This window comes from Saccharibacillus alkalitolerans, from assembly GCF_011090185.1.
Taxonomy (GTDB): domain Bacteria; phylum Bacillota; class Bacilli; order Paenibacillales; family Paenibacillaceae; genus Saccharibacillus; species Saccharibacillus alkalitolerans.
This window is the reverse complement of the sequence record NZ_JAAFGS010000001.1, coordinates 884,099-895,203: the sequence shown is the minus strand read 5'-3', so window position 1 is coordinate 895,203 and position 11,105 is coordinate 884,099. Positions and strand designations below refer to the sequence as shown.

The 11,105-nt window shown below is 59.3% G+C and carries 13 protein-coding genes; 1 reads left to right on the top strand and 12 read right to left on the bottom strand.

Features of this window, described 5'->3' with window-relative positions:
* Positions 1-158: 158 nt before the first annotated feature.
* Together GYN08_RS03825 and GYN08_RS03820 are read right to left on the bottom strand one after the other, a co-directional pair.
* Complete coding sequence (locus GYN08_RS03825; protein ID WP_166272634.1) at positions 159-1,067, bottom strand: DUF6612 family protein; 909 nt, start codon at positions 1,065-1,067, stop codon at positions 159-161.
* A gap of 200 nt (positions 1,068-1,267) precedes the next feature.
* Positions 1,268-2,194, bottom strand: a complete 927-nt coding sequence (locus GYN08_RS03820; protein ID WP_166272632.1) for a LysR family transcriptional regulator — start codon at positions 2,192-2,194, stop codon at positions 1,268-1,270.
* A 178-nt stretch (positions 2,195-2,372) separates the two neighbouring features.
* Here GYN08_RS03820 and GYN08_RS03815 point away from each other — a divergent pair, with 178 nt between their 5' ends.
* Positions 2,373-3,254 (top strand): DMT family transporter, encoded by an 882-nt coding sequence (locus GYN08_RS03815; RefSeq protein WP_235945877.1) that lies wholly within the window; start codon positions 2,373-2,375, stop codon positions 3,252-3,254.
* A gap of 149 nt (positions 3,255-3,403) precedes the next feature.
* Here GYN08_RS03815 and GYN08_RS03810 read toward each other — a convergent pair whose 3' ends face one another.
* The 10 genes from GYN08_RS03810 to GYN08_RS03765 all read right to left on the bottom strand — a co-directional run bounded on the left by GYN08_RS03810 (position 3,404) and on the right by GYN08_RS03765 (position 11,046).
* Positions 3,404-3,997 (bottom strand): hypothetical protein, encoded by a 594-nt coding sequence (locus GYN08_RS03810; protein ID WP_166272630.1) that lies wholly within the window; start codon positions 3,995-3,997, stop codon positions 3,404-3,406.
* Between the two features lie 140 nt (positions 3,998-4,137).
* Complete coding sequence (locus GYN08_RS03805) at positions 4,138-4,779, bottom strand: DUF4241 domain-containing protein (RefSeq protein ID WP_166272628.1); 642 nt, start codon at positions 4,777-4,779, stop codon at positions 4,138-4,140.
* A 78-nt stretch (positions 4,780-4,857) separates the two neighbouring features.
* The gene (locus tag GYN08_RS03800; protein WP_328802759.1) at positions 4,858-5,757 is read right to left on the bottom strand and encodes a cytochrome c oxidase assembly protein; all 900 of its coding nucleotides are present in this window, start codon (positions 5,755-5,757) and stop codon (positions 4,858-4,860) included.
* On the bottom strand, positions 5,750-6,265 hold the full coding sequence (locus tag GYN08_RS03795) for a DUF2243 domain-containing protein (protein WP_166272626.1): 516 nt from the start codon (positions 6,263-6,265) through the stop codon (positions 5,750-5,752). Before GYN08_RS03795 ends, GYN08_RS03800 begins: the two co-directional genes overlap by 8 nt.
* Positions 6,266-6,345: 80 nt before the next feature.
* A complete protein-coding gene (locus GYN08_RS03790; protein WP_166272624.1) occupies positions 6,346-6,855 on the bottom strand; it encodes a GNAT family N-acetyltransferase in 510 nt (169 codons plus the stop codon).
* Between the two features lie 240 nt (positions 6,856-7,095).
* Positions 7,096-7,614 (bottom strand): MarR family transcriptional regulator, encoded by a 519-nt coding sequence (locus GYN08_RS03785; RefSeq protein WP_166272622.1) that lies wholly within the window; start codon positions 7,612-7,614, stop codon positions 7,096-7,098.
* A 194-nt stretch (positions 7,615-7,808) separates the two neighbouring features.
* Positions 7,809-8,834: a phosphotransferase gene (locus GYN08_RS03780; protein WP_166272620.1), complete on the bottom strand. Its 1,026-nt coding sequence runs from the start codon at positions 8,832-8,834 to the stop codon at positions 7,809-7,811.
* Positions 8,835-8,915: 81 nt separating this feature from the next.
* Positions 8,916-9,413, bottom strand: coding sequence for a hypothetical protein (locus GYN08_RS03775; RefSeq protein WP_166272618.1), 498 nt, complete (start codon positions 9,411-9,413; stop codon positions 8,916-8,918).
* Between the two features lie 47 nt (positions 9,414-9,460).
* Entirely contained in the window at positions 9,461-9,802 is a 342-nt protein-coding gene (locus GYN08_RS23595) for a YolD-like family protein (RefSeq protein ID WP_235945744.1), read from the bottom strand.
* Positions 9,799-11,046, bottom strand: a complete 1,248-nt coding sequence (locus GYN08_RS03765; protein ID WP_166272616.1) for a DNA polymerase IV — start codon at positions 11,044-11,046, stop codon at positions 9,799-9,801. The genes GYN08_RS23595 and GYN08_RS03765 overlap by 4 nt, the downstream gene beginning before the upstream one ends.
* Between the last annotated feature and the right edge of the window lie 59 nt (positions 11,047-11,105).

Here is an 11,105-nt window from a genome sequence, read left to right as displayed (position 1 = left end):
AGGCATAGGGCCGGCCATACCTGTTCGAGCCGTTAACGGCGATCCGATCTTTTTCCCCGTCCAACGCGTACACGATTTGGCCTTCGCTCCGGCTGCCTTTATAACGACAAAAAAGCCGACCGCAGAATCCGCAGCCGGCTTAAGAGGATAAAGGATGTTTACTTCACGCTGTCGACGACATCCTTAGGAACTTCGATCTCTTTAATTTCGTTATGCTTGGAGATGGTGCTGTTCATGATCATGTGCATCGACATGTTCACGGCTTCCGCTCCTTCGCCGCCTTCCATCGACATCGTCATATCCACGATCGATTTGGTCGGGTAGGACGTTTCTTTGTTCACGGCATAAGTCATCTTCATTTCCTTGATGTTCATCTGTTCCAGAGCGGCGGCAGATTGCTCGTCTCCGCCGGTTTGCCCCAGTACTTCAGCGGCCATCGACTTGATCTTATCGCCCGACAGCGTAGCGTTCAGTACGTAGTCGTCGCCTTCTTCGGTCACTTTCATTTCCTGGGCGACCGATTTGAACTGGTCGAACGAATTTTCCAGATTCGTCGTGCTTTCCAGGCTGGACATAACGTTCGAACGCTGTTCTTCCGGAAGCTTCGTCCACTGGTCGTTCATGCCTGTATAGATGGCGTCCTTGGTAATGTACTGCTTGATTTCGGTTTTGTTGCCGTCGGCTTCCGTAGTGATTTCCTGGTAAGCGCTGACCGGATCGAGGATCATATCCGTATTCATCGTCGTTTTCGACGTCTGCTCTTGGCCATTCAGTTCTATATGCTGTTCGACGTCTGCGACCATGTTATAACTTTTCAGCTCTTTGCTCGCTTCCTGAGCTTTGTTCAGCAGTTCTTCCGCCGTAGGCACGCCCGCCGTTTCCGCTGCTGGCTCCTCGGCCGGTGCCGTCGTTTCCGCGGCCGGCGTTTCGGCAGGCGCGGTCGTTTCCGCAGGCGCGGTCGTTTCTGCAGGCGCCGCCGTGTCGGCAGCTTTTTCACCGTTGTTCCCGCAGGCCGTGATGCTGGCTACGAGCATGACCGAAAATACGGCCGTCCAAAGTTTTTTCATTATGTACCCCTCCTGAATGTGGATATGTCTCTTTGGGTTATTACACCAAATGACTATACTTTCTAACGCTTTTGCTGGAATTCTTGCTCTCTAAGCGCCGAAGAACAAAGCCTCTCCATATTACCAAATCAAAAACAGAGGGAACAACTTACATTCGAACGAATTATTTACTGGTTCTTTTTACGTATAGTAACAGGACCTTAGGACGAGGAAGAAAGGGGAAGTCCCGTTCCGCTCCGGCCCCCGCCGGTTCCGTCCTCTCCTGCAAAACGGCGTACCGCCGTGTCGAGAAACAGCCGAACCGCCGGCGAAACCTCTTCCATCGAAGCGGCCGCGATCCCGATTCCCCGAACGATCGGCGGTACGATTTCTTTTACTTCGAGCGAATGCGGATGCATCGACAGCGCCATTTCCGATACGACGCCGATGCCGAGCCCCTGCGCCACCATCCCTACCATCGTGCTTACGTTATGCGTGGTAAACGTGATGCGCGCGTCGATCCGTTCCCGCTCGAACGCATTTATGACCGCCACTTCGTGTCCGCCGCGGCAGAGAATAAGATCTTCGCCCGCCAAGTCGGCAATCGCGACTTTTGGTTCGGCGTGCAGCGGATGGGCCGGGGGCAGCAGCAGGAGCATCCGGCTTTCGGCCAGCTGCACCGTATCCAAGCCCGGCGCCGGAAGCAGAACCAGTCCGACATCGTATTTGCGTTCATGCACGCCTTCCCGAATGTCGTCGGCGGTGCCTTCATGCAGATCAAAATGCAGATTGGGATAGTTTTCCCGGATTTCGCGAATCAGGCCCGGCAGAAAATAGGCGGAAGCCGACGGAAAAGCGCCGATCGATACGCTTCCCACTTCGATGCCTTTTTCGGCGGCGACCTGCTGACGAACCTGATCCATCCGCTGCAGGACGGCACGGAACTGCGGAAGCACGTTCTCTCCGATTTCCGTCAAAGCGACGCCGCGCTTCCGGTCCCGCAGCAGCAGCTTGGTTTCCAGCTCCGATTCGATCGCGGCCACCGCATGACTGACGGCCGGTTGGGTCATATGCAGCTCTTCCGCCGTTCGGGTGAAGCTAAGCGTCTCGGCGACGCGAACCAAAATTTCGATCTGTGTAATCGTCATAACTTAATCGTTATCTCCTTCATGCAAAACATTCATTTTATTTATGCCAACTTCCAGTATACGCTTAATAAGCCGAAAAAAAACGCGGAGCCGCTCCTCATTGCTCCTCCGTCTATTGAACGTCAGAAAGGTGATGATCGTTTTGTCTGCTGCATTTTCGCCCAAAAAAACGCTGGGTATGGTGCTTTTCCTCGTCGTGGTCTGGGGAATCAACTGGCCGCTGACCAAAATGGCGCTGCCGCATACCCCTCCTTTATTATTCTCGGGCATGCGGACGCTGTTCGGCGGCCTGATGCTGCTGCCGATCGCCATGCGCCGCCCGCATACTCTGCGCTGGAAGCAGAACGGCTGGGTCTATCTGCTGCTCGGCCTGCTCAACGTCGGCGCTTACTACGGCCTCCAGACGATCGGGATCGGCTATCTTCCGGCGGGATTATTCTCGACGCTCATCTTCCTGCAGCCGATTTTGCTGGGCATTTTCTCCTGGCTGTGGCTCGGCGAGACGCTGAACCGGTTCAAAATCATCGGGCTTACGCTCGGTTTCGCCGGCGTCGCGGTAATCAGCCTGGGCAGCCTGCAGGGCCATTTGTCGCCGCTCGGCATCGTGCTTGCCCTGCTGTCTTCCCTTTGTTGGGCGCTCGGAACGATCTATATGAAGAAACAAGGACCTCGTCTGGATTCGACCTGGGCGGTCACGGTGCAGCTGCTGATCGGGGGCGCGGCGCTGCTTCTGTTCGGCTCGGGCACGGAAAGCTGGAGCGCCATCGACTGGAACGCCGAATTCGTCGCCATTCTGCTGTTCATCTCGGTCTTTGTCATCGCAGGCGGCTGGTGGATTTACTTCCTTCTGATCGAGGCCGGGGAAGTCAGCACCGTCGGCGCGTATACTTTCCTCATTCCGGTGCTGTCGAACGTTTTCAGCATTGCGCTGATCGGCGAAAAAGCGACCGCTACGCTGCTGATCGGCCTGCTCATGATCGCCGGAAGCATTGTGCTTGTCAACCGGCGAATGCCTCGCGCAGCCCCGGCGCCCCTCTCTGCGAAGAGTATGGAAGATTAAACGGCACCCGGCCGGAGAACACTTCGGAAACCCGGAATTTCCCACAAAAAAACAGACCCGTCTTCCGCCTTCAAGCCGGCGGTTCGGGTCTGTTTTTGTCTGCATGGGCAGAATAGGGAGCTTGTTCGAAAACGGCGGGCCGCGTCCGATTACCGGGTCGGCGCCGCCGGCAGCCGATTCAGCCGCTCCGCCAACTCGGACGGCAGCGGTTGTTCCCGCAGACGGGACAGCGCGGACGGATCGGCTCCTCTCTCCTGCAAGTAGCTTTCCAGCAAATCCGCTTTCTCCGTCCGCCCCATGAGCGTATACGCGGCAAGCCAGACTTCGGGACTCGCGATGCGCAGCCCGTTTCGCAGGCCTCCGCTCAGTGCGGGCAGCCGGCAGATCCCCGCTCGCGCGCGAACCGCGAAGCCTATGATCACTTCCACCTCCGGCTCCGTCCCTTGGACCGTCAGCTTGCACCCGCTCCCGTAAAGCTCGCTCGGGCCGCTCTCTTCGGAAAGCTCCAGATCGCCGAGCGCCCTGCGGATCTCGGATTCCGGCGCTTCGGTCATGATGTCCCAGTCGCGCACCCGGTCCGTCAATCCGAGGCCGAACAGCATGCCGCTGCCGCCGACGACGTAGTCGACGCCGGAACGTTCCAGCCGGTCCGTCACGCCGCGCAGCGTCGTCAGCTTTTCCTCCATATTCGCGCTGTCCGCATTTTCGTTTTCCGTAAGCTTCTGTATGGATTCGTTCGTCATTGCTCCACCTCTCCGGCCTCAACGCCTCTTTCCCGCGGGACAACCCGCTCGGCTTTTTTGCATTGTACCACGAAGAAGCGCCGAGCATGACAAAAAAGCGGGACAAAGACGTCTCGTCTTCTTCCCGCCGCGTTGTTTTTTTAAATTTCGTGGTTGGTTTCTTCCGCATGCCCTTCCTGAACGACCTGGAAATCCGTCAGAAGCGACACGACTTCGTCGTTCTCGTCGATGCCCCAATAGGAAGCGTAAAATCCGTCTCCGTGTCCGGAACTGAACATGATGACGTTCAACCCGTTCTCTTCGTCCGCCGCCAGGTTGCCCCATACGCCGTCGTGCTCTTCCAGCACGTCCGCGACCAGGTCGTCGTACAGGCTGACGTATTCGTCCCCGAGTTCTTCCTGCAGCCGCTGGTCGAGCGCCTGCATCGCGCGAATCGCGTCTTCGTCCGCAAAGCTGCCCAGTCCCGCATCGACCGGGTAACCGAAGATTTCGCCTTCTTTCAGCGTGCTCTTGTCCTGTCCCGGACGGACGGCGAGCTCCCAGCGCACGGGCCGGTTATCCGAAAAACGCATCTCAGCCCCCGCGATGGTGCCTTCCTGCTCGCTGTGCCAGGCGTAGACCGGATACGTTCCCGGAGCCACTTCGTATTCGAACGCCTCCATCGGCGAAGTCAGCGGGTCGCAGGCGACGATCCGCCCCGACACGATCTTAAGCGGCTCCAGCGGCTGCGGACGCAGCGCTCCGTTGGCGAGCTCCAGCAGATCTTGCAGCAATTTCGACATCGTATCTCTTCCTCTCTCGTTCGGAATGGACGGCGGAACGGGCTTCATTCTCGCCCGGCCGCCGGGTAAGTAAACGCTTCAACTATGTATACCCCTTTTTGCCGACTTTCGAACTGACGCCGTTCGTTCTTTCTTCGGCAGGTCGGAACCGGAAGCCGGTATTTCCCGTCCCGCCGACCGATACCAGCGGCGGCAGAACAAAATGATCAGCAGCAGATCGACGGCGTCTCCGCCGTAATACATCAGCTGCGCGCCGCTGCGGGCATCTTCGGGCAGCGTTCCGGCAGGCGGGTTGGCATAGAGGAACTTGCCCAGAATGCCGTGCGCCGCAAAAGCCGCGATCATCACGGCCGCTCTGAACCTCATGCCCGTCCGATGCGGAGCGGGATCGACCGGAAAGACCGAAGCGGTGAACAGCCATCCCGCGGCAAAAACATGAACGTGCACCAACGCGTTCAGCGCTGCAAAATGATGCATGGCCGCGTACAAGTCCGTCGCATACAGCAGCCACAATCCTCCCACGTTCAGCAGCGCGGCGGTAACCGGATGCGACAGCCAGGCGGCAAGGCGGCTTCGCAGCAGGCCCGTCAGCAGACGCGCCGATTCGCGCGGCAGCGAACGCAGCAGCAGCGTCACCGGAGCAGACAGCACGATCAGCAGCGGCCCCAGCATGCCGAGCAGCAGATGGCCGAGCATATGGGCGGTAAAGCTGCCGTGCGCGGCCGCCGCCAACGGTCCCAAGACGGCGGCCGAAGACAGCAGAACGCCCATGCACCACAGGGACGATCTCAGAGGCGGCCAGCGTCTGTATCGCCGGCCGGTCAGCGCGGCCGCCAGCAGATAAGCCGCCATCAGCGGAACGGCCAGCAGAAGAGGAGCCGTCCATTCCGCTATTCCGCCGAATGACCCCTGCACGTTTTCCATCGAACCGTGAGCGTGCGCCAGTCGGACATAGCTCTCTATCCGCAAACTATTCACGGGAAGAACCATCGCCTTTCAAACGGGACTGCTCCCTCCCGGAGCGAATCGTCAGAACGATTCCCGCCAGCAGCAGGACGGCTCCCGCGATATTCCAGCTCCAGTCGTAAGCGGTCAGATCGACGCCGTACCGGATTTGATGGATTTGCATCAGCTTATGGTGCACGATGCCGTCGTATAATTGAAAGAAGCCGGCTCCCGTCAAAAGTCCGCCGATCCAGCGGGGAACAAGCAGCGAGCGTTTCCGCCGCAGATCCGCCAGCATGAACAGAGAAGCGACCGAAGCGAACCAGCTGAACGCGTGCAGCAGTCCGTCCGAGACCAATCCCGCTCCGCTGGTCGAAAGGTCGTAAAAATGATGCCAGTGCAGCAGCTGATGAAAGACGACTTCGTCGACGAAAGCCATGCAGCCGATCCCGAACAGCACGCCCGACCATAGGCTTCTCGATCCGCTTTTTCCGCTGCCTCTCCGATCTTCCGCTGCGGCAGGATTTGAATGTTCGTTCACGATTTCCCCTCCTTCCGCGGGGTTGTGCCTGCTCCCCCGCTGCAGAGCTTGGAAAAACGCCCCAATCCTGTTTACCCGCTTCAGCGCGTTTCGAATTCCAATCGGCTGCTCTTGACGCCGAATCCCAGCGCGGCGTAGAACGCGGCAGCCTGCTCGTTGAATCCCGCCACGTTCAGCTCGACGGCATCCGCCTCAACGGTTCGGGCGTGTTTCCGCACGAATTCGACCAGTTCCGTGCCGATGCCCGTTCCGCGCCGTTCATCGTCGACGACAAGATCGTCCACGAACAGCACCCGCCGGGACATCAAAGCCCGTCCTGCCGGTACGGATTCCATGCGGCAGGCCACATACGCGGCGAGCCGCGGAGCTTGGCCCGATGTCTCTTCCGCCGCCGCGTCTTCGACCACATAAGTGAAGCGGTCTTCCTGCCGGAGCCAGTCGGCATAAACGTCCCGCTGCAGCGGCTCTTCGGGCATTCGGTACAAATCCGGACGCGCTCGTGCATGCAGCGTTTGAAGCTGGCCGATCAACCGGGCGGCCTCCTCGTAATCTTCTTCTCGCGCTTGGCGAATCGTACAGCCGTCGTCCATCGTGTTTCCTCCCGTCTTTTCAGGTCTTTATCATGCCTTCTCTCTAACTGTACCCGATCGGATGCCTCCTTTGAAGTCTCCGGTCAAGGCATTTGAATGACGAATTTCCATGCTATAAAAAGACCGCCGCGCCGGAACGTTTCCGTTCCGCGCGGCGGTCTCGGTATTCCGGCCCGCACTGCATTTTCAAACTTCATCGGACGCAGCTGCGGCTGCTCTCGTCTGCCGAAGCCGGCCCGCTCAGCGCGCATGCTCCAGCGTCGGCTGCTGACGTTCGAACTCCGCGCCGGCATGACGCAGAAACTCGCCGACAAAAGCAAGCTGCTCGCCGCTGTAACTTCCCAAAAACGCGCGAAACCGTTCCTCTTCATGTTCATGCAGCTGACAATGCGTCTCGAATACTTCGCGGCCCGCCGGCGTCAGACGATAATAAATCTCCTTGCGGTTGTGCCGCATCCGTTCCCTCTTGACGAGTCCCTCGCGCACCAGCCGGGCGCCGATCTTGGTCACGCCGGCGCGGGAGAGGCCGATCTTCTCGGCGATTGTCGTACCGTTGATCGGCTCGTGCCGCCCGATACACTGAATCGCGTTGACGACGGTCAAGTTGCCGACCCGGCTTCCCGTTTCCTCGTTCCCGATCATGGCGCGAAGCCGCGAAGGCTCCGTTTGTCTATGGTTTTCGTACCGGTGCAGGAAGTCGAGGATCTGGCCGTACAGCTCCGCCGGTGCCGGTTGATGACGGTAAACGCTTGTTTCCATAGCATTCACTCCTTGCCGATAGATAGGATGGAAAAGCTTAAAAGATTGCTTCCGTGTCCTCAATATATCCCAATTGAGAATGATAATCAACAAAAATTTTTCAAAAAAATTTTGCTGGTCATGAAGAAAAATGCTTGTTAACAAAGGGAAACCGGCAGTCTCACTGACCGAGACGCCGGTTCTCTCATTCTCAATTAGCCTGAAATTTCGGCGAGAAGACCTTGCAGCGCATCTTCGCCGCCGCGCATGCGGCACAGATCTTCGGACAGCAGGCGAGCTTGTTCTTCCAGTACGCCCGCTCCATCCGTTCCTTCCCAGTACCGGGTAAGAAAATGCAGGAATACGTCCACCTTGCGCAGGCGCATCAGCAGCGGAACGGCTTCGATCTCTTCCGGTTCAAGCCTCGTTCTCCCGAAGAACCCCGCGCCGAAACGCCTTACGGCTTCCTCTCCGTCGGGAAGACCGGAGAGGATCACGGCCGCTTCCATGGCCCGCACGTCGTGCGTGCAAAATTCGAAATCGAGCAGCGCCTCGATACGATCGGGCGCGTCCGTTCCGACAAGCAAATTCGACGCGTTGAGATCGCCGTGCACGAGCTGATGCGGCAGACGCCGCAGATATTCCAAGCCGCTCAAGATTTCGGCGTACTCTTCCGCCAGCAGTCGCAGCGCTTCCGCAGCTCCGGTCAATTCGGCAGGCGGGCGGAGCGCAAAATCCGCTACCCGTTCCGGCCTGCACAGCGGATACGCTTCGGCCAGTTCGTAATACGGGCGGTAGGCCGGGCTGAGCTCCGTGCGGATACCGGCCAGCGCGGCAGACAGCTCGGCAGCCGCTTCTCCGAAAGACGGCAGCGGGCGCTGATCTTCATCGGCGGGGCGTACGCCTTCGATATACGGAAAGAGGCAGGCATAGCGGCCGCTGCCGTCCTCCAGTCCGACAATCGTTTCGCCGCCTGCCGTCCGCAGCGGCACGGGCGTCCGGAACGGCAGCCCGGCATCGGCCAGCCGCAGCAGCACCTCGTGTTCGAAACGGATTTTTTCCGGGTCCCGGTGCGTCTCGTAGATTCTCAGCACGAAACGTTTGCCATCGTATTCGGCATACCTCGTCGTATTGTTCCAACCTTTCGCCCCTGCTTCGGGCGTTCCTTCGTAATCCGGCCAGTACCGCCGTACCGCGTCTGTCCATGACTGCCCTGCCGATTCTTCCGCTTGCTCCGTCATCTTCGTCTCTCCTGTCGCTTTTTATGTTCATTATAGCGGCGTCCGCAGACAGAAAGGAAGCAGACGGGAAAAGGAAACCGTTCAGCGTCCGAACCGTTCGGCCTCGGCCGCCTTCGTTCCTTCCGCGCTTTCGACGGGCGAGCGGTCTGTCGGTCCTCTCTCCGCCGGCCTTCCTTGACTTACCGAGGAAGCGATATCGTCCGTCTTCCAGCGTCCCGCTATTCCCGGCGGACGGATCTCCAGACAGGCCTCGGCCATCTCTTCCACGTCGCCCTTGATCCGGCTCCACATGAGCAGCATCCGGTCATGGTGGCCCCGGCAGACATAGTCCGCGCAGAGCTTGTCCTCGAGCCGGGTCTGCTTCACGATCTTGATGCCGCGCACGCGGAGATGATGGCGCACCTCGCGCATCTCGTGTCGGGCTTCCTCGCGCAGACGATCCAACTGCCGAAGCAGCGCCGTACGCGTGCGCAGCGAAGAGGCGTCGATCCGTTTGATGTCCGCATCGAGCACCTTGATCAGATAGGGAAGTTCCAGCATGGCCCGAATCAGGGCAAAATCCTCTTCCGTCGTTCTCATGATCCGAACTCCTTTTTTGTCCGCCGTTCGCCGACAGCGTCAGCCGTTCACGATTCCGACAGTTCGGCGCCGACGATATCCGAATAGGCGATCCGGCGCACGCCGAACTCGCCTTCGAGCTTGAGCGATCCCCGGATGGGGCTCGCATCGATGATCACGCCTTCCGCCCATTCGCTGCCGCGATCGCCCTGCACTTCAAGCCGGACGGCGATTCCCAGCGCCAGCGAACGTTTCACCGCCTCGAATACCGCTTCCCGCTCGTCTTCGTGCAGGACGATTTTTCTTTGGCGGGTCCGTTCCGCCGAAGCGCGCGCGATCCGTTCCCGGTATTCCGGCAGAATCATCCGGCTCGATTCCCAAAGCCCGTTGCCCTCCAATTTTTTCGTCATTTGTAATGTCCTCCGATCTTCTCCGCCCGGTCTTTGGCCCGGCCGGCTTCCGTGAACGAACGTCCGCGCACGATCGCCGTCTCGCCGAAGCGGTCCTTGATTTCGTCCATCGCCCGATCGATCGCCCGCTGCTGCTCGCGGTTGCCGAACAGCGAAGGCTGATACACTTCCGCCCGGCCGAGCCCCGACAGCGACACACTCAGCCGCTTGATCGGCATGCCGTCCCAACTTCCGCGGAACAGATTCAATGCCGCCTCGTACAATTCCGCCGTAATGTCGGTCGGATCGGCCAGCTTGATGCGCCGGCGAACCCCTTCGCTTCTCCGGTAACCGCCTTCCCCTCCGGCTCCGAAAGACAGCGTGTCGCCCATGCATTTCATCCGCCTCGCCCGGCGTCCGATTTCCGTGCACAGATCGAGCAGCACCGTTTCGATCTCCGCCGCACTCCGATAAGAACGGGGCAGCGTGATCGTCGTGCCGATTTCTTTGTGCTCCGTGCGCGTCCAGGGCGAGACCGGCGAATCGTCGATTCCGTTGGCGATCCGCCACAGCACTTCTCCGTTCACTCCCCAGCGCGCCCTCAGCTTGGATAGCGGCGTCCGCGCCAACTCTCCGATCGTCAGGATCCGCAGCGCATGAAGATGCCGCTCCATTCGTCCGCCTACGCCCCACATACGTCTTACCGGCTCCGGCCAGATTCGATTTGTCCAGTCTTCTTCGTTATGTAAATGGAAAATGCCGGTTTCCGTACGTTTGGCCACCAGGTCGCAGGCCAGCTTCGCCCGGACTTTATTGGCGCCGATGCCGAATCTCGACCGCACCCCCGTCTCTACGGTAATACGCGACTGGATCAGCCGGGCCAGTTCTTCCGGAACGCCGCCGTATAAATGCATCGAGCCGGTGAAATCGGCGAACATCTCGTCGATCGAATACGGCTCGACCAGATCGGTGTAAGCTTCGAGAATGCTTGCGATCTGCGCGGAAATTTCGATATAGTCGCCCATTCGCGGACGAACCGGGACAAGCGCCGGACACTTGGCCAGCGCCGAACTCAGACGTTCCCCGGTACGGATTCCGAACCTTTTGGCAACAGGACAGGCGGCCAGTACCGCGCTCGACGGCACGGAAGGGTCTCCGACTACCGCCAGAGGCAGCCCCCGAAGTTCCGGCCGCCCGGCCTTCTCCACTCCCGCGTAGAAACTTTCCATATCGACCAGCATGATGATTCGGTTGTTAACCGGCATGGGTCTTCCCTCCCGATCTGCCCATAATCGACGATGCTCCGCAGGAATCGCGGCATCGC

Coding starts and splice junctions, on each gene's coding strand:
- GYN08_RS03765 (WP_166272616.1), bottom strand. CDS start 11,046: ATGCCGGTTAACAACCGAATCATCATGCTGGTCGATATGGAAAGTTTC.
- GYN08_RS03825 (WP_166272634.1), bottom strand. CDS start 1,067: ATGAAAAAACTTTGGACGGCCGTATTTTCGGTCATGCTCGTAGCCAGC.
- GYN08_RS03775 (WP_166272618.1), bottom strand. CDS start 9,413: ATGAGAACGACGGAAGAGGATTTTGCCCTGATTCGGGCCATGCTGGAA.
- GYN08_RS03780 (WP_166272620.1), bottom strand. CDS start 8,834: ATGACGGAGCAAGCGGAAGAATCGGCAGGGCAGTCATGGACAGACGCG.
- GYN08_RS03815 (WP_235945877.1), top strand. CDS start 2,373: ATGGTGCTTTTCCTCGTCGTGGTCTGGGGAATCAACTGGCCGCTGACC.
- GYN08_RS03790 (WP_166272624.1), bottom strand. CDS start 6,855: ATGGACGACGGCTGTACGATTCGCCAAGCGCGAGAAGAAGATTACGAG.
- GYN08_RS23595 (WP_235945744.1), bottom strand. CDS start 9,802: ATGACGAAAAAATTGGAGGGCAACGGGCTTTGGGAATCGAGCCGGATG.
- GYN08_RS03785 (WP_166272622.1), bottom strand. CDS start 7,614: ATGGAAACAAGCGTTTACCGTCATCAACCGGCACCGGCGGAGCTGTAC.
- GYN08_RS03810 (WP_166272630.1), bottom strand. CDS start 3,997: ATGACGAACGAATCCATACAGAAGCTTACGGAAAACGAAAATGCGGAC.
- GYN08_RS03805 (WP_166272628.1), bottom strand. CDS start 4,779: ATGTCGAAATTGCTGCAAGATCTGCTGGAGCTCGCCAACGGAGCGCTG.
- GYN08_RS03820 (WP_166272632.1), bottom strand. CDS start 2,194: ATGACGATTACACAGATCGAAATTTTGGTTCGCGTCGCCGAGACGCTT.